We start from the raw sequence: 22,004 nt of genomic DNA on the forward strand, positions 1-22,004 counted from the left end.
TTTGTGGAGGAACAGGCATGGAAGTCACCCGAATCGCTTCACGTAAAATCTATGAACAGATTGCCGAGCAGATTAAAGAGCAGATCGTCAGCGGAAAACTGCCGCCCGGCCACAAGCTGCCGTCGACACGCGAGTTGACCGAGCGGTATGCGGTCGGGCGTTCGACGATGCGCGAGGCGCTCAGCATGCTGAAGGCGATGGGGTTGATCGAGATTCGCCAGGGCGAAGGCTGCTTTGTGCGCAGTATGCAGGAGCCCGGCATTGAACCGTTCCGGTTCGAGCATTTGTTTACAAGCATGGAGGCCGTCGTCGAGCTGCTGGAAGCCCGCATTTCCCTGGAGGTCGCTAATGCGGGACTGGCCGCAGTCAAGCGCAGTGACGATGATTTGGCCGCATTGAACGCGATTTTGGCGGAGATGGACAGCGAGCGGGGAATGGAGGCCGTCGGAGAAAAGCAGGATATGCGTTTTCATCTGACTTTGGCGCACGCGACGCACAACTCGATTATGATCCGCCTGCTGGAAACGATCGCCGCCCAGGTGGAGCTGACTATCCGTGAGACGCGCCGGGTCCGGCTGTCTGCCGATCACAAAATCGCCGGTCAACTGTGGCGCGAACACAAAGCGATTGCCGCTGCGGTAGCCGCCCGCGATCCGGAACGGGCGCAAGCGGCGATGCGCCGCCACCTGCTCCATGTCGAGGGCGAACTGATGAAGACGATCCGGCTTCAAGCGAAGGAGTAACGGCACCACGATAGGAACGGTGGGGGAGGCAGCGCATGACGGAAGCCGCGGAAGAACGAGTGATTGAAGGCCGCAGCCGATACAAGCTGCAGCGGGAATTTTCGATCGACCGGTTGTATACGTTCCACTACTATGAGCTGTCCAAGAGCTTTTACACCACAGGAGAAAAGCATGATTTCTGGGAGCTTGTGTACGTCGACAAAGGGGCGCTGGAGCTGTACTTGGACGGCTGCCGCATTGAGCTGACCCAAGGCGATCTGATCTTCTACGCCCCGAACGCCTTCCACTCCGGAGGAGCCAAGACCGCGACCAATGTGATGATCGTGACCTTCGACTCGTTCGCGCCGTGCATGCATCAGTTGGGCAATCGGATATTCCAACTGGAGAAGGACGAATTATATATCCTGACCGAGCTGCTGAAGGAAGGGTTTGAGGCATTCGACCCGCCGATCGATACGCTGTTTTTTCCGGAGCTGGGCAGAAACGCGCAAGCCCCGTTCGGTTGTGAGCACGCCATCATTGCCTACCTGGAGCTGTTCTTGCTCAAACTGCTGCGCCGCGTCAATGCCGTCGCACCGGCGGGTACATTGAAGACGCTAATGGCGGTCGGCGACAATCAGAAGGACAAACTGGTCGAAAGCATCATTGCCTACATGAAGCGCAACGTATCCGCAAACCTGACGCTTGACGAGATCAGCGAGCAGTTCTTTATTGGAAAAACCCAACTGAAGGTACTGTTCAAGCAAGCGATGGGGATCGGCATCATGCGATACTTCGGTCTAGTGAAAATCGAGGAAGCGAAATCCGCCATTCGCGAGGAACAGTACAACTATACGGAAATCGCGGAAAAGCTCGGCTATAGCAGCGTCCATTACTTTTCGAAATGCTTCAAGCGTGCGACCGGCATGACGCCGACGGAGTACGCGAAAACCGTCCAATCCTACATTCGCTCCAGGCCGTCTTCCGGTTCACGGCAGCATTCCGATGCATCCCGACACGATGGTTAAAATAGGAGAATACCGTCAAGGAGCTTCCCTTGACGGTATTTTTGCGTGAATGGCTTGAATTGAGGATGGCCGGCTTTTCCTGCGAGCGCCTCGATTCCTAGTGACCGATCAGGAAATCGGCCTGCTGCTCAATCCTCGCTTTCCGCTCCGGCGCAATGCTTTGCGGCTGCGCCTGATCCAACTGCTGCAGGAGATGGTTCATCTGCTGTCTGGCTTGCTCCAAGCTGTTATTCAACTGCGTGTACAGCGACTGTTCGATCTCCCCTGCTCCACGCGCCTGCTCCATCAGCTTCCGCAGCGAAGCAATGGACACATGCGCACTGAACCCGACGCGGGTTTCGGTTACATGGCCGGCAACATCCGTCACTTTTGCAATCAGGTTATGGCTCCCGGGAGACGCCTCCCATACGAAGCTGGCGCCTCTATAGGCAATACCGTCAATCGTCAGGGCAATTTGGGCAACGCCCGACAGCCCATCGGCCGGTACGGGCTCGATGACGTACAACTGACCGGCCTCCAGATTCATGCCTTGCTCCATCGGACTGCCGTTCAGCAGCAATTGCACGTTGGGCCCCGTCTGATCGACGCGGAGTTGAGCCGTCTTCTCTTCCTCGATATTCCCCAGTATATCGACCGAGCGGTACGTCAACCCGTACACGCCGTTCGTTACCGTAATTGGTGCAGTGTATGGGACATATCCGTCTGTTAATGGCCGATCCCCGCCGTATACTTGATCGGCTACGGACAGTTTGTATTGCGTAGAGGCAACCGGGAGATCGCCGCGCTCTGCTGTAAGCATGACCGTAACCGTCCCGACATGCCAGCCGTTTTCGCCCATCGTTCCCGAAGCATGCATCGTCGTAAACGGACGCGCGGCCGGCACGTGGATACCGTTTCTGTAAATGCCGATATCCCACACAGATCCTCTCGGCTGTCCGTCATAATCCGCAGAAATGTCAATCGTCCGGTTGCCCTGCAGCACGAAACCAGGGATCGCTTTGCCGGCTCCGACTGCCGGACTTCCTTCTTTCAACCGCCAATCCCCTGCGCTCGGGTCCGCCAAATACGGATTCGCATATACGCCGTTAGGCTCTGCTTGTGCCGGCAATGTGGCATTGTTGTAGTACACGTTGTAATCATGCACCAGATTGATCGGCTGTCTAGTCCCGGCAGAGATCACCGCATTGTCGGTCGAATTCATGATGATATTGTTCATAAATACCGGATTGATGTTGTCCGGGTCCCAGTCCCAGCCGACAATCGGCACGGTGTTGCGCGGGTTGTATAAATAAATGCCGTTTCTCGCTCCGATTACGATATTATTGTACGCCGCACTGTCCTTGCTACCCGCAAACGCGATGCCATTGTTGATCGTGGAGACTCCGTTTACGGTTTCGGCGACAACAATATTGTTGTACGCCACCATGTTCCATGCCTCGAAGCCGTTGATGCTGGAATCGCGGGTCGATCTCGAGTCGGTCGCGCCCCCCAGATAGATGGCCCCTGTCGACATATTCACGCTATGGTTATGGATGTAGTTGTTGTAGATTTGAATGTCGGACGATCCGCCCTTGACCAGCAACCCGACGCGACCCACCTCATAAATCTCGTTGTTGCGGATGATGCTGGAGGAGACGTTGACAAAGTCGATCCCCTCATGGTTCATATCGTAGATGATATTGCCTTCAACCAAATAATCGGAGACAAGATACCCTTTGACGCCCTCCTCAAAGGCATTGTGTATTTTGTTGCCGATGACGTGCACGTGATGAGAGCCTTCCCGCACCTGGATAAACATATCGGACGTATCGGGTCCTCGCCGATTTTGGGTAATTTCAAAATCTTGAATCGTAATGTACGGGGTATCGACCAGCATAATCTTTTTCGATGGCAGATCATGGAACCGAATGACGGCTTTATGCTTGTTCCGCGCTTTGAATACAATCCGTTCGTTCTCTCTGCCGCCTTGCGTAAACACAGCCGGTCGGGTCTCGATATAAAGACCGTCCTCGAAAATAACCGTGTTCCCGCGCTGTGCCACCTCCGCCGCTTTCGCCATCGTTCGCCACGGCGCCGCCTCTGTTCCAGGGTTCGTGTCCAAGCCGTTCGGGGAAACGTAATAGGTCGCGCCAGGTACGGTGCCCGGGCTGCCCGATCCCGCCGGAGCGTCGATCCCGACTACGCGGATATCGTCAATCTGGATGTCCGCCCGGTACACCGCCGCTGCAATGGCTCCGTTCTGCAATTGCCCGTCCACTCCGCTCAATTCCAGTTTGCCGTTTACATATACGAGGAGCTCCGTACCGTTTACCACAAAACGAATATTCACCCATTCGCCGATCGGGGGATGCCAGTCGGTTTTCTCCTGCAACGGAGTGACAGTGCCGGCAACCTTTTTCTTCAGTCCGATGTATCCTTTGTCCGGACTTCCTTGGATCTCCAGCAAGTAGTAGTTGTTGATATTGGTATACCGGGTATACAGCGTTAACCAGCCTGTCTGAGCATGAAACTGATCGAACTTGACTCTGGCATCCATCTGATAGCTGATCCAGTCCGGGGAACCGGCGTACGAACGGGAGATACCGCTTCCGGCAGAAGCATTCGGGTCGGTCAATACTTTGTTGCCGCCCGGGAATTCCTCCACAACCCGCATCGTTCCGGTCTGGTCTGTCCAAGCAGCACCGCCGGTTTCAAAGTCTTCCGTGAACAAAACCTCTCCTAGCTTGGGCAAAGCAAATGCGTGAATTCCAATGTGTATCGACTCCGTTCGGACCATGCCATTGTAATCTAGATAAATGTCCATCATTTCACCGTGAAATCCGGTGACGTTCAATGCCGTTCCCTTGCCAAGGGCCGGGCTGTTCGGCTGCAGCCGCCAATCGCTTGCGCGGTCGGCGAACAACGGATCGCCTACGACGCTATTCGGCTCGGCGAGCGTGTTCACACAGTTATGATACAGATTGTAGTCGTGCGAGTAGCCGTTCGGCGGTGCGATCATGCTGACAGCGCCAGCGGAACAGCCTGAGAAAATATTGTTATACACGTTCGACGCAGTCGGAACCGGCGCCCAACCGGCCGTCGGTCCGCCGCCGTTGGCAAAGCGAACTCCGTAAGTGACATCGATGACAACGTTATGGTAGAAGCCGCTGTCCACGCTTCCGACAAACGATACGGCTGTTTCGAGCAGTCCTGGCGTCGCGGCGGCAATCACATTGTTCCAGGCAACTGCATTGTAAGTTTCATATCCGTTCGGGTCATACGCTACGGAAGCGGGATAGCTTCCGCCCAGCGTGATGGCCGTGCGCATCAACTTTCCGACTGCAAAAATGCGATTGTTATAGATCTGCGCGCTGCGCGTGCCCGCTGGAACGAGAATGGCCGTATTGACGTCGCGAATCTCGTTGCCCGCAATAATCGGCCGGTCGATATTGGCCAGCACAACAGCAAAGTTCACAAAATCATACATCTCATTGCCGATAACCGCGATATCGCTCCCATATAACGCTTGGACGGCCTTGCCGCCTGCGCCATGGATGGCGTTTCCGCTGATCGTGCAACCCGCGCAGTTATTGATATTGATGAAGATATCCCCGCTTGACGTGCCGCTCACGGTCTGGGTAATCTCGAAATCGGCGATCGAGATGAATGTCTTGTTAGTCAAATCCACCTTGGATGTCGTATTCAAATTGGAAAACAGCAGCTTGGCCCGCTGTTGGTTCCTCGCCTTAATCGTAATTGGCGCACCCTCCGCGCCATTTCTGTTGAATCGGATCGTCTGACTGCTTTCATAGACGCCGTCTTCGAAGATAGCCGTATCGCCGGCTTGAAGCGATGCTGCCGCCTTTGCAACTGTTTTCCACGGCGCTGTTTCCGTACCCGGATTCGTATCGCTTCCGGCGGGAGAGACGTAGTACGTATTGCCCGCTGCGCTGACAATCCGGGTAAGGCCGATTGGAACGTTAGAGAACAGGCTTAGCACTAATGCAAGCAAGGTAACCAGGCAAATCGATTTGCTCCGACATGTCCTCATGTATTTTCGCTCCTTGGTTAGGAATTGATTGAGTCGGCATTGGGACGCCATCTCGTCAGCGGCCTCGCTTCGCTTCGGCAATCGTCTTCTCCGCCGTTTCCGTCGCTTCGCGCAACGCTGTGTTCAAATCTTTCCTGCCGAGCACCACATCTAGAGGGACGGTACTCAGAACGTTCTCCACCTTCAGATGGAATCTGGAAAATTTGGCCATCGGGGCGTATTGGTTGTAGAAGACCGCGCTCCAGTTTTTCTCTTTAAAATCGGACTCCTTGCCGTACGCCTTCTTCACTTCCTCATCGTTGATCACAGGCATGATGCCGCGCTTGGAATACTCGAGCTGATTGTCGCGCGAGGTCAAATAATCGATAGCCTTCATTGCCGCTTCTTTGTGTTTGGACATGGAGGTCACCGCCATGGCGAACGGCGTCGCTGCCGAGCCGACCTTCGGCTTCTCCTTCATAACCGGCAGCGAGACAAGGTCCCACTGCACCTGCCCAACCTCTTTCGGGACGGTGAACGGGAACTGGGAATTGTACACGAACATGCCGATTTCTTGCGTGTCGGTAAACTCTCTCCAGTTCGGAAGCCGTTTCAGTTCACCCACTCGGCTTTTGTAGCCTTCGTCCGAGCCGGGGGTGACGTAGAACAGCTGCATGAGCGATTTCCATACATCGTCCTGGAAGGTGGGCTTGTCTGTCGCCGGATCAAGGTACGGCTGCGAGAATTGATTGCCGCGCAAAATATGGGCCGGTGAAGAAGCGAAGCCGAGAATTTGCTTCCCATCGTCCTTCCGCGTCAGCTTGCGGGCCATGTCCATGGTCTCGTCCCACGTCATGCCGTTCTTCGGATAAGTGATACCGAACTTGTCGAAAAGCGTTTTATTGTAATACATCACCTGGACCATATTTGTCACTGGAAGCGCATACATTTTTCCGTCGCTTGACGTCCGAATTCCGTCAATAAGCGTCGGTTCGAATTTGTTCAGGTCGACTCCCTGCTTCTTGATCAGATCGCTCATGTCATAGTGCAGCTCCGACTCCATAAGCAAGCCGAACAGGTAGGGCGTTGAGGCAAACAAAATGTCGATGCTTTGGTTTTGCGCCAGAAGCTCGGGCAGCGTTTGCCCCTCTTTCTGCTGCATGTACTTGATCGTGTAATGTGGAAACTTCTTACGCAGCGCATTCCCGAACAAGCTGTTGAAGGCTTCCTCCGAATCGCCGTTGTTGGAATGAAACACGAGTTCGGCCGGCTCGTCCGCACGGATCTCGGGAGTATTCGGCTTGCCTTTTGGGTCGAGCGGTTCCGCCACCTGCTGTCCATTGTTCGCGCTGCATGCCGCAAGCATGAAGGAAATGGCGAGCGGCAGTGCGCGCCGAATTGACACGGTTCGGGTTTTTCTTGACATAGGACGTTTCAAAGCAGTACCCCCTCGGTTCTTTTGAGTCGCGAGCTCAACTACAGCATAATGGAGAATCGGCCGGTTTTCTTTGTCAGATACGTCAGGATCTGTGTAAGATCGGTCGAGTCGCTTTCTCCTTGCCGGCGTAGACAAAAAAGCCTTTTCTTTTTGGTAGTTGTCTGATAACCTGATAATAAGATTGGTAAACGGTTTTGAGAAAGCGGGTGTCCCCTCTATATGAAAGTTTCCCTATTTATTACTTGTCTCGCCGATATGATGTACCCCGAAGTCGGGGAAAGCGTGGTCCGGCTGCTGCACCGTTACGGCTGCGAGGTTGATTTTCCCGAGCAGCAAACCTGCTGCGGCCAGCCGGCGTTCAACAGCGGCTACCAGGACGAGGCGCGCGTCGTGGCGCGGCAATGGATTCGGGCGTTCGAAGGGAGCGATTACATTGTCTCCCCCTCCGGCTCCTGCACCGGCATGATCCACCATTATTATCCCGATCTGTTTCGCGACGAGCCGGAATGGCGGGCGAAGGCGGAGGCGCTGATCGCCAAAACGTACGAATTCTCGCAATTTCTCGTGCAGATTCTGGGGGTTACCGATGTCGGGGCGGCTTTCCCGCACACCGCCACCTACCATCCGTCCTGCCATGCGATGCGTCTGCTGGGCGTTCGCACCGAGCCGAACGAGCTGATGAGCCACGTCCGGGGGCTCGAGCTCATCGACCTGCCCCACCGGGAAGACTGCTGCGGCTTCGGCGGCACGTTCGCGGTGAAGATGGCCGACATGTCCGAAGCGATGGTTTGCGAGAAAGCCCGTCACGTGCTCGAGACGGGGGCGGAAGTGCTCGTCGGCACCGACATGGGCTGTCTGATGAACATCGATGGCAGACTGAACAAGGAAGGCAAGCCGGTGCGAGTCATGCATCTCGCCCAGCTGCTGGAGCAAGGAGGAGCAACACGATGAGCGCGACGCAACAAGGAACGGATTCGCACGCGGAAGCATTGGCCAAGATTGGCAGCGGGTTGAAAAAAAGAACAGAGCTGGCGCTCGGCGACGAATTTCTGCGCAAAGCCGTCGCCTTCACGACGGATAAGCTGAAAACCGGCAAGCTCAAAGCCGCCGACGACTTCGGCGACTGGGAGACGTGGCGCGAGCGAGGGCGCGCGATCCGCGAACACGTCATCTCGCATATCGACTTTTATTTAGCGCAGTTTTCGGATAACGTAGCCAAAGCCGGCGGAAACGTCCACTTTTGCCAAACCGGCGAGGATGCGGTTCGCGCTTTTCTCGACATCGCCCGCAAGTCGCAGGCCAAGCTGGTCGCCAAAGGCAAATCGATGGTGTCGGAGGAAATTCACCTCAACCACCGGTTGGAGGAAATCGGCATCGAGGCGGTCGAAACCGACCTCGGGGAATACATTTTGCAGCTCGCCAAGGAAACGCCGTCGCATCTGATCATTCCGGCTATTCACAAAAACAAGCAGCAGATCGCCGACCTATTCTCCGACCATTCCGGTCAATCGTTTCCGGCCGAGACGAAACCGCTCGCCGATTACGCCCGCAACCAGCTGCGCAACATTTTTTTGGAAGCGGACATCGGCCTTACCGGCTGCAACTTCGGCATTGCCGAAACCGGAACGGTGACGCTCGTTTCCAACGAAGGCAACGCGCGAATGGTGTCCACGATTCCAAAGGTTCACGTCGTGGTCATGGGCATGGAGCGGCTCGTGCCGACGTTCGCTGACGTCGAGGTCATGCTCAACCTGCTGGCGCGCAGCGCAACCGGCCAGAAGCTGACGACCTACACGTCGTTCGTCACAGGCCCCCGGCGGGAAGGAGATCTGGACGGACCGGAGGAGCTGCACGTGCTCATTCTTGATAACGGGCGTTCGGCCCAGCTCGGCGACCCGCAGTTCCAGGAAGTACTTCACTGCATTCGCTGCGCCGCCTGTCTCAACGTCTGCCCGGTTTATCGTCAGGTCGGCGGACATACGTACGGTTCCGTCTACAGCGGGCCGATCGGCGCGGTGCTCACGCCGCTGCTCCATCAGGACTACAAGGAAGCCGGCCAGCTCGCCTATGCCTCCAGTTTATGCGGAGCCTGCTACGAGGCGTGTCCGGTCAAAATACCGCTGCACGACATGCTCGTCCAGCTGCGTCACCGCAAAGTCAAGCTGAAGATGACCCCGCTGGCCGAACGGATCGCGTTCAAATCGTACGCCACCGCCTTCGGCAGCGTAACGCTCTACCGGCTGGCGAACAAAGCCGCCTACTGGGCGCAGAAGCCCCTGCTGCGCGGCGGCGCGATCCGGAGGGCGCCCGCTCCCCTGTCCGGCTGGACCCAGTCGCGGTTTTTGCCGATGAAGCCGAAACGCTCGTTCCGCGAGCGCTGGCAGGAGCTTAAGCAGGAACTGGCCGCCCGGCCCGAGGGCAAGGAGGAACGTCCATGAGCAATCCCCGTCAATCACACAGTCCCGCCTCAGGCACTATTGCGGGAAAAGACGCCTTTATCAACCGTCTCGCCAACCGTCTCGGCCGGTCGGTCCCGCTCGCCCAAGCACCGGCCAGACCGGTCATCGGCGTGCCCGAACATTATGCGGCCCGGCAGACGACAGTCCAAGAGCGGATCGACCAATTTTCGGCCAACTGGTCGGCGCTGACCGGCACGGTTTGGACTGCGCGTCTGGACGCCGCCGCCGAGGCGGTCCCCGCCTATGCGCGTACCGTTTGCGCCGAACGGGAGATCGATCTCGTAACACGGTGGGCACATCCCGACCTGGATCGGCTTCCGCTCGATGACGGGCTTGCCGCTGACGGCGTCTCCGTCGTGCCTTGGCGGGAGGGCGGCGCCGCTTCGTGGACGCCGCCTTCCGGAGCAGCAGCGCCGGAAGGCTCCGTATGGAGCACCCGCAGTCCGCTGCTTCGGGCGGCGGAGCGAAGCCGGCTCGGTATCGTATGGGCAGACTATGCCATCGCCAACACCGGCACGCTGGTCCTGCTCGCCCACGGCGGCAACGGCCGATCCGTCAGCCTGCTCCCGGATACGCTGTTCGCTGTCATCCGCGCGAGTCGGCTCGTTACCCGCATGGGCGAAGCGTTTGAGGCAATTCGCGCGGATTATCCCGAAGCGACGGCCATGCCTTCCTCGGTCAACCTGATTACCGGGCCGAGCCGCAGCGCCGATATCGAAAACGATTTGACCATCGGCATTCACGGTCCCGGCAAAGTGTATGCCCTCATTCTCGAAGACTGAGCGCATGTGGCGGAGACGGCGGCCAACGGGCTGCCTGCCCTGCCCTACCCCGATAAGACAAACCGACAAAAAGACTTTTTACACAACGCCAAAAAAGAGGCTCCCAAATTCCGCAAGGAATCTGGAGCCCTTTTTTTGTCCATACGTTATCCGCTTCTCTTTTTGGGGAAAGGGTATTCGTACTCTCCTCCGCTATCCGCCTTTCGCCGGCCGTCCCCCAACGGCTTTTCCTTTCATTCGATAAACCGCGACGAGCAGCAGCGGCAGCGCGATTCCGACCACCACATCGATATCCGCCAAATATGTCATAATGACGCTGTTGAAGTACACCACATTGGGGGAGATCACAAAAGCTAAGCCGAAGACGATCATCCCCGTCGGAAAAACAAGCGGCCGGTAATCGTCCAGCTTGAACAGCTGTGCCATCCCCAGCACGAAAGCGTAGTAAAACAAAACGCTTTTGATGAACGTCGACAAGACCAGATTGACCGCCAGTAGCGCCTCTAGTCTTTCCAGAAAGTGGCCAATACTGACCTTCCCGGACAAAATATAGATCGGGTAAATAAAATGCGACGTCATCGTGCTGCCCAGCACGAGAATCGACAGCAAGATGACCGAGAAGCTCCCAATCCCTCCCAAAAGCACCGCCAAACCGTAATCGCGAGCCAGGTGCTTCTGCCGGACTACATGCGGCATCACCATAAGGATGACGCACAATTCGCAGAACGGGTAGACGGACGCCAGTACCGTTCCTTTCACCACCGGCGATATTCCGTTTGCCATAATCGGCTGAAGGCGTTCCGTCTCGACTTGCGGAATGAGCATGAGGAGCAGCGCCGTCAGCAACAGCGCGAATATCGGAAAAAACAGCTCGCTAGTCCGCGCGATCGTCTGCAGCCCGTATTTCACCCCGACCATCAGCGCAATGATCGCCATGGCATGAATCGCCCGCATCGGCGTCTCCGGGAACAGTTGAGTCGTCAGAAAATCCGACGACTCCCGAACCATAATGGACGTGTTCATCAAAAAGTAAAGCAGGTACACAACGGACACGAGCCCGCCCGCAAAGCGGCCCAGCAGCTTTCGGTTGAGCCCCATCAGGCCGTCCCGGCCGATCGATTTCCCCAGCACGAACAGCAGGCCCGTAATGAGCAGACCGAATACCATTCCGCTCAAGGACGAGATCCACGAATCCTGATGGGCGGCGCTTGCAATCGCCGTAGGCAGGACAAGAAGCATGTCGCCGAGCGTGACGAACACAATAAGCACGGCCAACTGCTTCGTGCCAATGCTGTCTTTTTCAACCACGACCGTCCCCCCCTTTACCGGATCAGTTGCCCCAGCCAGTCGTTAATCGGTTTGAATACGACTACTGCCGCCTGAAACGGGCTCGGCCATGATACCCTCTGCATGGCGGCTATGCTCAGTACGATGCCGACGGCGATCATCACGATGTAGAGGGCCGCCGATTTCGCGGACCGTCTGAACAGCCCCGGGAGCTCGATGGAGCAAGCCGCAGCGGCAACGGCAATAACAAGAAATATTTTCCACATCCGATCTTATCCCTTCAGCCCGTTCCGAATCGATTCGTTGGTCGTCCCGATTCTGCGGATATGCACTTCCACATGATAAGTCACTTTCAGCTTGGCAAAATGCTCGCTCCACTCGTTTTTGAGCCGGGCCCACGCCTTCGGCTCGGAACGGTAAAGCGCCTGGCCGAAGCCGAATATGTCGGCCTTGAACTTGCTCTGTACGGCTTCGATCGTCCTTCGCATCAGCTCGATCTTCTTCTCCTCCTGCTCCTTCTCCAGCCGGGCAATCGTTTGCGGATCTTCCAGATCGATGGTGCATGCCACCTCGGCTATGTTGGACTCGTCGACCAGATGGATGTCCACCGTCGGCTCCCCGTTCTCCATTTTGGCTTTCAGCTTCGTATGGGACTGTATCGTCTCCAGAGTAAGCAAGCCGCCGCTAGGGCATTCCACGTAACCTGCGGTACTCTTCACTTGATCGGTAATGTAATTGTAGCCTTTGCTCTCGGTTTCGTTCAGCCAGCCGATCAGACGATCCTTGTGTAAAACGCCCAAACCGAACAGCTGAAGCTGGGCAGCCGGATCGACCTGGTCCAGATTCTGCTTCATCTCCCCGATGCTTCTGTCCCCCTCCACCCGTACGCCGGTCAGCACCGGATTCTCGCCCTCCGTAAGCAGCTTCTCCACGAGCTGGTCGAGCGTCACGGTCGTCGTCGGCGCCCACGCCTTGGCCGAGGTGTCGAGTGCATGGAACAACTCGTTCGCGGGAATTTTCTCGAGCGAGGTCAACACTTTCAGCACGCTTTCGGCGGAAGTTCCTCTGGCGATCATCACATAGAAATCGGAGCGCACCTCCGGATCGCGGACAAGCAGATCGATCGCATTCGCAATGCCTTCCTTGGCCAAAGATTCGCCCAGCACGAGAACGCGGATATGAGCGCCGTATATTTTGCGCGGGCTGGACTCGGTCAGCTTGCGAAACGCCGCCAATAGCGAAGGAGCAGTCGCCTTGAACATCGTGACGGAAGAAATGTCGCCCTTGCCGCTCCGTTTTGCCACCTCGCCCGGCTCCACCACTTGCACGGAAAGATGGTATTGGCTGCCGACCTTGTCTATCGCCGTTCCGAGCTGAATGCCGAGATCGTTCAGCTCCCTGCGATTCCAGCAGCCGGTCAAAACAGTCGAAAGCAGCACGCCCAGGATCAATCCCAAGACCGTCGTTCTCACGAGCCCCGCCTCCCTCAAGATCCGGATTTTGTGTTTTTGGGCTTGCTGCTCGGCTTCGATTGCTGGCGTTTCCGGTCGTTTTTGGCCATGAACCGCGGTCGGGTCAGCATGCCCGGCCACGGAATGCGGAACAACGTATCCTTGTGATCCTGGGGCACGAACGGGCCTAGCGGACTCATGTAAGGCGCGCCGAACGATTGCAGGCTGGTCAGATGGAGAACCAGAATAATCATCCCGATCAGAATACCGTAAAATCCTACCGAGGCGGCCAGTCCCATCAAGATGAACCGGATCATCCGAACGGAGATGGACATGCCGGACGACGGGATGACGTAGCTGGAAATGGCCGTAATCGAAACGATGATTACCATAACCGCGGAGACGATGCCCGCCTCGACCGCGGCTTGTCCGATGACCAGCGTGCCTACGATCGACACGGCCTGTCCGACCGTACGCGGCATGCGGACTCCCGCCTCGCGCAATATTTCGTAAGTGATTTCCATCATCAGCGCTTCGATGAAGGCGGGAAACGGAACTCCTTCCCGCTGGGCCGCCAGACTGATCAGCAAGCTCGTGGGCAGCATTTCCTGATGGTAGGTCGTGATCGCAATATAGAAAGAGGGCGCCAGCAGCGCGAAAAAAAAGGACAAAAACCGGATAATGCGAAGCAGGGTGCTAATATCCGCCCTTTGGTAATAATCTTCGGCCGCCTGAAAAAAATGGACGAACAGCGCGGGAACAAGCAGCACGAACGGCGTCCCGTCCACCAGAATGGCGACCCGCCCCTCCAGCAGTCCTGCCGCGATCGAGTCCGGTCGCTCGCTGTTGTATACGGTCTGGAACGGGGTCAGCGTCTTGTCCTGAATAAATTCCTCGATATAGCCGCTTTCCAGGATGCCGTCGATATCGATCCGGTCCAGACGCCTTCTCACCTCGTCCACGACGTTCTTGTCGGCAAGATGTTCCAAGTACATGATCGAGACGTCCGTGTGGGACACCGTGCCGATCTGCCGCGTTTCCAGCCATAGCCGGGGATCTTTGATTCTGCGCCGGATCAGAGTCGTGTTGGTCCGGATGTTTTCCGTAAAAGCTTCCATTGGCCCGCGTACGACCGCCTGCGAGGTCGGCTCGCCGACAGGCCGGTCCTCCCAGCCCGCCGCCCCGACGCGCAGCGCTTCGGCACAGCCTTCAATCAGGACAATCGCATCGCCGGACAGCAGCCGGATGAGCAGCGGATCGAACTCATCCATAAGCGCAACATCCCCGGCCGACAGCTCCTCCCTCAGCCGCAGCAGTCTTTCCGGCCCCGAGTCGGCTCGGGGCGTACCCGTCCGTTCGCCGCCCTGCATAAGAGGGGTCAATATGGAGTCGTGGATAAACGTGGTGTCGGCCAGTCCGTCCATATAAAGCACGCCGATTCGACAGCCGTCAAAGCTGGTGAAAGCTCTCGTCTTCAGATCCTCGCTGCCTCCCAAAGCTTGTCGTACGGCGTCCATATTGGCCTGTATGGAAGTGGCGAGGAGTCGTTTGCCTGTCTCGGTCTGTTGGTTGTGTGTCATGAACGAAACCCCGGTTTCGAATAGAATGTGTATGCCTATCATATCCAGTGTTGGCTATTCTTATGTAGCCCGCTTCCGGTACGAGCGGAACGCGAAAAAAGCCGCCGCGGCGCGCAGGGCGCCGGGTGGCTTCTGATGTGTATGTATTCGGATTAGCCTCTTGCCGCTTCCGCCGCGCCGACGGTTTTCAGCCAGGCGTTGGCGATCAGCGCGTGTCCGGCCGGAGACGGATGGACGCCGTCCGGAGCCCAGTAAGCCGAAGTCGCCAACGTAGACGCCTGGGCGAACAATCCGTCGAGCGGAACGAGCAGCGTTCCGAATTCGCGGGCCAATTCGCGCACGACGGTAATTTTCGGATCAAGATCCTCGCGCCAGCCTTTGCGGTCTTCAGGCACAGGCAGCACAAACGGCTCGATCAAGACGATTTGCGCGCCGAGGCGCTCCCGGGTTTCGGTGAGCAGCCGGCGGTAGTTCTGCTCGAATTGCTCCGCCGAGGTCGGGTCGTTGCGGTCGTATTTTCTCCACGTATCGTTAATGCCGATATAGATCGAGACCCAGTCCGGCTTCAGTTCCAGGCAATCCGGCTCCCACCGGTTCAGCAAATCGGCGGCGCGGTTGCCGCTGATGCCTCTGTTGATAAACTTCACCTGCAGCTGCGGGTATGCGGCGGAGAACAAAGCCGCCGTCAGCAGCGCGTAGCCTCGCCCCAAATCGCCCGTCTGCTCCCGGTTTCGTCCCGCGTCGGTAATGCTGTCCCCTTGAAACAATACCACGTCGCCCTGCTTGATACGCAATGTCATCGTCAATTCCTCCGGATTATCGTTTTAGCGGCTGATCGCCCTGCTTGTCGCGCTTACGCGTTTTTGCCGAATACGACTCCGCCGTCGATATACAGCGGGGAGCCCATCATAAACTTCGACTCGTCCGAGGCGAGGAACAAGGCTGCGTTCGCCACATCTTCCGGTCTGCCGAGATCGCCGCTCAATTGCCGCTTCTTCAGCGATTCGATCGCTTGTTCGGGATCGTCGTACGATTTTTTCAAATAATTTTCCACAAAAGGCGTCATGATCGTGCCCGGCAGCAGCGCATTGACGCGAATGCCGTACGGCGCATAATCCACCTGCATCGACTTCGTCAGGGCGAGAACCGCCCCTTTCGTCGCCGCATACGATGCCCGCAGAGCAAGTCCGATTTCAGCGATGCAGGAAGACATGTTGATAATCGAGCCGGCCCGGCGCTCCATCATGTGCGGCAGCGCGTATTTGGACGGCAGGTAGACGCCGCGAATGTTGACGTTCATGACCCGGTCCCAAGCGTCGGGCTCGATCTCATGCAGCATGCCTACGCCACTGATTCCCGCATTGTTGAACAGTACGTCGATTTTGCCGTACAGGCGGATCGTCTCGTCGACAAGCGCCTTGGCCGATTCCGGGCTCGTTACGTCGGCGTGCAGGTACGCTGCCCGACCGCCCGCAGCGGCGATCAGAGCGACCGTTTCTTCACCTTTCTCTCGGTCGATATCGGCGACGACGACGACCGCCTGCTCGCGCGCGAACAGAAGCGCGGCGCTTTGGCCGATTCCCGAGCCCGCACCGGTGATGATACATACTTTATCCAGCAGTCTCATTTTGCTGATTGCTCCTTTGTCGCAATGTGTAGGACGGGCATAACCCTTTAACCCGATACTAAAATAATATTCGCGTAAGACACGCAATCTCCTGTTCGGATCACCGCACGGGATTCGGGACAAATTTCCTTGAAGGCGACGTGCGGCAGCGAGTCAATCGGGATATGGGGATACGCCTCCCGCATATGCGCAAATCGCGAAGGACTTGCCTGAATCATCTCCTCTGCGACGATGATCCGGTCGATGACGAACTCTTTGTCGATCGCGGCCAACACATCCAGAACGGTCGGCACATTGTCCACAAGCGCCAAATCGAGCCGCTCCGGACCGGACGGCACCGGGAACCCTCTGTCGCAGATGGTCAGCATATCCGTATGGCCCGTCTCGGCCAAAATCCGGCTGAGCGCCGGATTCAATATTCCGCCCTTCTTCATCGGACGTCACCTCCTCCGTCGGCGTCAAGCACCTGCTTGCGCTGGTCGAGCGTAATCCGCTCGCGCAGCGAAGGGAGCGGGCGCTTCAGGTAAAACCGCTCGCCCCCTCCCGCATGGCCGATCCCCACGAGCTCCCAGCCTTCCGCTCCCAGCTCGTTCAGCTTGTCTGGAGAATCGGTCGTCGCGTATTCCCAACGAATGGCCGCCGCCATGCTCATCCCTCCATGCGAAAGGCTACGACGCGAGCAGGCGCGCCGCTCGAATCGCGGATTTTGATCGGCAGCGCCATGACGTGCCAGTTCCCCTCGCCAAGGGCTGGATCGTCCAACTGCAGCCCTTCGGCTACCCAGACGGGGGCGCCGAGCAGAATCCGGTGGGTTTCCCGGTTCTCGTCCCCGGTGCCCCCGACGCTGAAATGATCGATGCCGACGCCGCGAACCCCGCTTTGCACGAGAAGCTTCGCCGCCTCGTTCGATACGTAAGGCGAGCCGTATACCCATTCCTTAGACCAGCCGCGTTTTTCCCCCCAGCCGGTATAGAGCAGAACGACCGTTTCGTCGTCCATCCGTTCCCGGTAAGGCTCCAGATCGGCTGCGGTGATCGGTTCTCCCGGACCTTTGTGGGCCAAGGGCACGTACAACGCTTTCCCCTGCAGCCGATCGACCGGAATACGATCCATCGTCAGCGTGTAGTCTCCGAGATGCGCCGGGGCGTCCATATGCGTGCCGGTATGCAGATTCATCGTAATCCGCTCCAGCGTCCAGCCGTCCCGCGCCCCGATCAGCACATAGTCGAGCTGCGGCGGCTCATGGTCCGGAAGAACCGGACAATTGTGAAACAGATCCTGCGACAGATCGATCATCGGACCAATGCGCATAATTGCCTCATGCCTCCTCTTCTTAACGTTCCATGTGATCGTCGGGCTGAGCCGCCTTCACGGTCAATCCGCCGTCCACCATGAGCAGGTGTCCGTTGACCTGCATCGCCTCCTCGGAAGCGAGGAAGACGACCGCATCCCCGATTTGCCGGGCGGTGCCGAGACGCTTCATCGGATTCGCCTCGACCTCCTTGCGGCGAAGCTCCGGGTCGGCCAAAAAGTCGGTGCACATATCGGTGTCGACCGTGCTCGGTCCGACCGCATTGACATTGATGCCGTACTTGCCCAGCTCGATCGCCATGCCTTTGGTCAGCATATGAGCCGCGGCCTTGGACGACTGATAGTGCGGGATAACCGGACTTGTGACCATCAGGCTTGCGGTAGACAGCACGTTGACGATTTTTCCGTAGCTCCGCTCGGTCATGCCGGAGGCGGCGCGTTGTGAGCAGAGGAAGATCGATTTCACGTTTGTATTGTACGTACGGTCCCACGTTTCTTCGGTAATTTTCAAAAAAGGTTCGAACGGCGCGATTCCGGCATTATTGACCAAAATATCGACCGGTCCCAGCTCCTTCTCGACCTGCTCGAACATCGCCTCGACCTGCGGCTTGTTGCCGACGTCCGCGCGCACGATCATCGCCCGGACCCCGTGCGATTCCGCTTGGCGCTTGACCTGTTCGGCCAACTCGCGGGATTTCTCAGACGTATAATTGACGGCGACGCTCGCTCCTTCTTCCGCCAGACGGATCACGATCGCTTCGCCGATCCCCCTGCTTCCTCCGGTAACGAGCGCTACCCGATTTGCCAAACGAGCCATAATGGATGTCTCTCCTTATTATCTGAAATTCGTGCGGTACGATAGAAAGTGCCGCCAGATCTGCGCCGTGCGCTTACAGACTCGGTCCGATCCGGTTGATGCTGAACTCCGTATGGCCGAGCACCTCGGCTTTGGTCAGCTTCCCGTCGCTGACCTCGCGAATTTCCTGCCAGATGATCTCTCCCGCGTCCTCCAAGGAAAGGGTGCCGGACAGCATGTCGCTCACATCGACGTCCATATTGTCCGTCATCCGTTCGAACATTTTCTTATTGCCCGTAATTTTGATAACCGGAATAACCGCAGAGCCGGTCGGCGTACCGCGGCCGGTCGTGAAGCAGACGAGATGCGCCCCTCCCGCTGCCATGCCGGATACGCATTCGATATCGTTGCCCGGCGAGTCCATGAAATACAGCCCTTTCTGCGGAATCGCCGCAGCATATTCGACAATCCCTTCGATCGGCGCCGTGCCGCACTTGGAAATGCAGCCGAGCGACTTCTCCTCGATCGTCGACAAGCCGCCCGCGATGTTGCCCGGGCTCGGATTGCCGCCCCGCATGTCCGCGCCCATCCGCTCGACTTCCTTCTCGAAGCGGTCGACGATATGGTACAGCTGCTCGGATACTTCCGGAGTCCGGCACCGGCTGGCCAATACGTGCTCGGCGCCGATAATTTCCGTCGTCTCTCCGATAACGACCGTGCCTCCGGTGCGGATGACGCTATCCGCCGCCGCGCCGAGGGCCGGATTGGAAGCGAGGCCGGACGTGGCGTCGGAGCCGCCGCATTTCACGCCGATCTTCAGCTCTCCGAACGGAATGGACGTCTTCTCCATGGCGTCCAGCTCCGCGCGCATGCGGCGAGCCAGCTCCGTGCCATGCTGGATCGCCTTGACAGAGCCGCCCACGGACTGAATATCGAACACCTCGACAAGTTTACCGCTAACCTTAATTGTTTCTGCAAGCGCTTGCGGATCGATGACCTCGCAGCCGAGACTGATGATAATGACGCCGCCGACGTTCGGATTGAGTCCGGTTCCGGCAAGCACGTCGAACGTTCTTTGCTTGTCGGCTCCGATCTGGCTGCAGCCGTGTTGATGCGGAATCGCCACCGTTTCGGGGACAAGCTGCGTAATGCGGCTGCACACCTGATTGGCGCATATGACGGTCGGAATAATCAATAAATGATTGCGGATGCCGACTTCTCCGTTCGGGCGCCGGTAACCCATAAACGTACTGTTCAAGATGCGCTCGCTCCCTTTGCAATGTCTCCGCGTCCGCGGATCCCTTCGATATTATGCACGTGCAAGTGACGCCCACGGCCGATCGCTTCCGTAGCCCGGCCGATCACTTCCCCGTATTTGCACACCTTTTCCCCTTCGGGAATGTCGGCTATCGCTATTTTGTGGCCCAACGGAATCGCGTCGGCCGCCGTCAGCGACTCTGTTCTGCCTTGAATGACGTATTGGATCGTTTCGCCGGCCGTTATGTCGCGGATAGCCGTCGCCACATGGTCTGCGGCGTCCATCACGAGCGCATCCGCGCCCGCTTCGATCGGTGCTGCCATGTTCCCACTTCCTTTGCTCAAGAATTAAGTTTACCGATAACCCTAACATAACAAGCTTTATACTTGCTGTCAATTGTTTTGTTCCTGTACAATAAGCTAAATACGGTACGTATCGCCGCTCGCACGCGTCGATTCGCGAATTTCCGTACCATTCAGCGTATGCGCGGCGTCCGGTCCGGTATACCGCCCGGCTGCTCCTGCAAAGCGGCAGCGGTCCGGAGGTCGCCCGCAACAGTAAGGGAGGCCGACCTTGGTTACGATTTACGATATCGCCAAACAGGCCAACGTCTCCGCCATGACGGTGTCCAAAGTGATCAACAATACAGGGAAAATTAGCGAGAAGACCCGGCAGCGCGTCAAAAAAATAATGGAAGACCTGAACTACGTGCCCAATTCGATGGCGCGCAGCCTCGTGCTGCAGGAAACGAAAATGCTTTCCCTGCTTATCCCCGACATTACCAACCCGTTCTTCACGACGGTCGCCCGCGGCGCGGAGGATGCCGCCATGCGACTCGGGTACAAGCTGCTGTTCGGCAACAGCGACGAAAACTTGACGAAGGAAAAAGAATACGTCGACATGATTTTGTCGACGCGGGTGGACGGCGTATTGTTTTCGGCCGCCTCGGACTTGTCCGGCCCGCACCTGCAGACGCTGCGCACGCACCGGATTCCGTTCGTGCTGCTGGACCGGGCCGTTCCCGGCTTTGATTGCGACGCCGTCACTGGGGATAACCGCGAAGGGGCGCGCAGGCTCGTCGAGCATCTGCTCGCGCTTGGCCACCGGCGCATCGCCATGGTCAACGGCTCCCTCCTGGTATCGACCGCCCGCGAGCGGCTTACCGGCTACAAGGACGCGCTCAAGCTGAACGACATCCCTCCCGACGACGAGCTGATCCTGGAGATGAGCTACAAGCAGTTCGCCGACGAAGAGGCGCTGCACCGGCTGCTGGCGCTGCCTTCTCCGCCGACCGCCGTATTCGCCGGCAACAATTTTATTGCCGTCGGTATTATCCGCAAGCTGCTGGACATGGGCATCAGCGTGCCGGATCAGCTTTCCGTCGTCTGCTTCGACGACCTCGGCGCTTCGGTCATCGACCCGTTCTTCACCGTCGTCTCCCAGCCCGCCTACCAGTTCGGCGCGATGGGCATTCAACTGCTGATCGAACGGATCAAAGGAACGACGACCCCCGAGTGGAAAAAGCTGATCCTTCCTTCCGAGCTGATCGTGCGCAATTCTTCCGCGCCTCCGAACGCCCACGCAGGCTGATCTCTGCAATTGCGTGCTTAAAAGGCCGGCTGGGGGCCGGCCTTCCTTATGCGCTGCTAGGCTGTATTACGCTTCTTCCCGCTCCTGCTTACTTTCAAGATGCGTCGTGCAGTTATACAGATCGCACGCCCAGCCGCCGTTTTCATTTCTGCGCACAAGCGTTACCGAAGTGTTGCCCAGGAACCCGGCAAACTCCGCCTCCGGCACCATCTTTTTCAGCGTGCAGCCGATCAGTCCGCCGTGGCTGACGATCAACACCCGCTGGTTCGGGTGCTTGTCGGCAATATCGCGGATCGCTTGCAAGCCGCGATCGGCCGCTTCGTCACGCGGCTCCTCCCCGAGCTCGCGCTGTCTCCAGTCGGCGCCCCAACGGTTCACCCGCTCCTCCTCGGTCGTGCCTTCGATTTCGCCGAGGAATACTTCGCGCAGACGCTCGTCGACCAAAACCTCCAGGCCAAGAGCGGCCGTAGCCGTACGCGCCGTCTCGAACGCTCGTCCGAGATCGCTGCTGTATACCGCATCCCACGCTTCGGCGCCGATGCGCCCGGCGAGCAGCCCGGCCTGCTGCCGTCCCGCTTCGTTCAAAGGTATGTCCGTATGTCCCTGAGCCCGGAGCTGGACGTTCCAATCTGTAACTCCATGCCGGATCAATCCGATTACCGTCAT

Annotated in this window: 21 protein-coding genes; 6 read left to right on the plus strand and 15 right to left on the minus strand. The window is 57.7% G+C overall.

What is annotated here, in order from left to right; genetic code table 11:
* The first annotated feature begins 17 nt into the window (after positions 1-17).
* Positions 18-743 (plus strand): FadR/GntR family transcriptional regulator, encoded by a 726-nt coding sequence (locus ABD796_RS14485; RefSeq protein ID WP_344908812.1) that lies wholly within the window; start codon positions 18-20, stop codon positions 741-743.
* 35 nt (positions 744-778) lie between these two features.
* The gene (locus ABD796_RS14490; RefSeq protein WP_344908813.1) at positions 779-1,750 is read left to right on the plus strand and encodes a helix-turn-helix transcriptional regulator; all 972 of its coding nucleotides are present in this window, start codon (positions 779-781) and stop codon (positions 1,748-1,750) included.
* A 97-nt stretch (positions 1,751-1,847) separates the two neighbouring features.
* On the opposite strand, the gene ABD796_RS14495 is transcribed toward ABD796_RS14490, so the two are convergent.
* A complete protein-coding gene (locus ABD796_RS14495; RefSeq protein WP_344908814.1) occupies positions 1,848-5,780 on the minus strand; it encodes a right-handed parallel beta-helix repeat-containing protein in 3,933 nt (1,310 codons plus the stop codon).
* A gap of 55 nt (positions 5,781-5,835) precedes the next feature.
* Positions 5,836-7,164 (minus strand): extracellular solute-binding protein, encoded by a 1,329-nt coding sequence (locus ABD796_RS14500; RefSeq protein ID WP_344908815.1) that lies wholly within the window; start codon positions 7,162-7,164, stop codon positions 5,836-5,838.
* A 252-nt stretch (positions 7,165-7,416) separates the two neighbouring features.
* Here ABD796_RS14500 and ABD796_RS14505 point away from each other — a divergent pair, with 252 nt between their 5' ends.
* The 3 genes from ABD796_RS14505 to ABD796_RS14515 are packed head-to-tail and all read left to right on the plus strand — an operon-like array spanning position 7,417 to position 10,438.
* Positions 7,417-8,148, plus strand: coding sequence for a (Fe-S)-binding protein (locus ABD796_RS14505; protein WP_344908816.1), 732 nt, complete (start codon positions 7,417-7,419; stop codon positions 8,146-8,148).
* On the plus strand, positions 8,145-9,635 hold the full coding sequence (locus tag ABD796_RS14510) for a LutB/LldF family L-lactate oxidation iron-sulfur protein (protein WP_344908817.1): 1,491 nt from the start codon (positions 8,145-8,147) through the stop codon (positions 9,633-9,635). The genes ABD796_RS14505 and ABD796_RS14510 overlap by 4 nt, the downstream gene beginning before the upstream one ends.
* Complete coding sequence (locus ABD796_RS14515; protein ID WP_344908818.1) at positions 9,632-10,438, plus strand: LutC/YkgG family protein; 807 nt, start codon at positions 9,632-9,634, stop codon at positions 10,436-10,438. Before ABD796_RS14510 ends, ABD796_RS14515 begins: the two co-directional genes overlap by 4 nt.
* 192 nt (positions 10,439-10,630) lie before the next feature.
* Here ABD796_RS14515 and ABD796_RS14520 read toward each other — a convergent pair whose 3' ends face one another.
* The 12 genes from ABD796_RS14520 to ABD796_RS14575 form a co-directional block, all read right to left on the minus strand.
* Complete coding sequence (locus tag ABD796_RS14520; protein ID WP_344908819.1) at positions 10,631-11,746, minus strand: GerAB/ArcD/ProY family transporter; 1,116 nt, start codon at positions 11,744-11,746, stop codon at positions 10,631-10,633.
* Between the two features lie 14 nt (positions 11,747-11,760).
* Positions 11,761-11,991, minus strand: a complete 231-nt coding sequence (locus tag ABD796_RS14525) for a hypothetical protein (protein ID WP_344908820.1) — start codon at positions 11,989-11,991, stop codon at positions 11,761-11,763.
* Between the two features lie 6 nt (positions 11,992-11,997).
* A complete protein-coding gene (locus ABD796_RS14530) occupies positions 11,998-13,197 on the minus strand; it encodes a Ger(x)C family spore germination protein (RefSeq protein WP_344908821.1) in 1,200 nt (399 codons plus the stop codon).
* Between the two features lie 14 nt (positions 13,198-13,211).
* Entirely contained in the window at positions 13,212-14,756 is a 1,545-nt protein-coding gene (locus tag ABD796_RS14535) for a spore germination protein (protein ID WP_344908822.1), read from the minus strand.
* Positions 14,757-14,908: 152 nt separating this feature from the next.
* Positions 14,909-15,556: an SGNH/GDSL hydrolase family protein gene (locus tag ABD796_RS14540; RefSeq protein WP_344908823.1), complete on the minus strand. Its 648-nt coding sequence runs from the start codon at positions 15,554-15,556 to the stop codon at positions 14,909-14,911.
* Positions 15,557-15,609: 53 nt separating this feature from the next.
* Positions 15,610-16,383 (minus strand): SDR family NAD(P)-dependent oxidoreductase, encoded by a 774-nt coding sequence (locus ABD796_RS14545; RefSeq protein ID WP_344908824.1) that lies wholly within the window; start codon positions 16,381-16,383, stop codon positions 15,610-15,612.
* Positions 16,384-16,430: 47 nt separating this feature from the next.
* Positions 16,431-16,817 carry a D-ribose pyranase gene (rbsD, locus tag ABD796_RS14550; protein WP_344908825.1) on the minus strand — a complete coding sequence of 129 codons (387 nt, stop codon included), beginning with the start codon at positions 16,815-16,817 and terminating at the stop codon, positions 16,431-16,433.
* Positions 16,814-17,029: a DUF4177 domain-containing protein gene (locus tag ABD796_RS14555; RefSeq protein WP_344908826.1), complete on the minus strand. Its 216-nt coding sequence runs from the start codon at positions 17,027-17,029 to the stop codon at positions 16,814-16,816. Before ABD796_RS14555 ends, rbsD begins: the two co-directional genes overlap by 4 nt.
* Positions 17,030-17,031: 2 nt before the next feature.
* Positions 17,032-17,694: a cyclase family protein gene (locus tag ABD796_RS14560; protein ID WP_344908827.1), complete on the minus strand. Its 663-nt coding sequence runs from the start codon at positions 17,692-17,694 to the stop codon at positions 17,032-17,034.
* A gap of 22 nt (positions 17,695-17,716) precedes the next feature.
* Positions 17,717-18,511 carry an SDR family NAD(P)-dependent oxidoreductase gene (locus ABD796_RS14565; RefSeq protein WP_344908828.1) on the minus strand — a complete coding sequence of 265 codons (795 nt, stop codon included), beginning with the start codon at positions 18,509-18,511 and terminating at the stop codon, positions 17,717-17,719.
* Positions 18,512-18,584: 73 nt separating this feature from the next.
* Positions 18,585-19,733 (minus strand): UxaA family hydrolase, encoded by a 1,149-nt coding sequence (locus ABD796_RS14570; protein ID WP_344908965.1) that lies wholly within the window; start codon positions 19,731-19,733, stop codon positions 18,585-18,587.
* 11 nt (positions 19,734-19,744) lie between these two features.
* Positions 19,745-20,071, minus strand: coding sequence for a UxaA family hydrolase (locus tag ABD796_RS14575; RefSeq protein ID WP_344908829.1), 327 nt, complete (start codon positions 20,069-20,071; stop codon positions 19,745-19,747).
* 250 nt (positions 20,072-20,321) lie between these two features.
* Here ABD796_RS14575 and ABD796_RS14580 point away from each other — a divergent pair, with 250 nt between their 5' ends.
* A complete protein-coding gene (locus ABD796_RS14580) occupies positions 20,322-21,338 on the plus strand; it encodes a LacI family DNA-binding transcriptional regulator (protein WP_344908830.1) in 1,017 nt (338 codons plus the stop codon).
* Positions 21,339-21,404: 66 nt separating this feature from the next.
* Here the strand turns inward: ABD796_RS14580 and ABD796_RS14585 are convergent, their stop codons facing one another.
* On the minus strand, positions 21,405-22,004 hold the full coding sequence (locus tag ABD796_RS14585; RefSeq protein ID WP_344908831.1) for a histidine phosphatase family protein: 600 nt from the start codon (positions 22,002-22,004) through the stop codon (positions 21,405-21,407).

The organism is Paenibacillus hodogayensis, assembly GCF_039536325.1.
Lineage (GTDB): Bacteria > Bacillota > Bacilli > Paenibacillales > NBRC-103111 > Paenibacillus_AB > Paenibacillus_AB hodogayensis.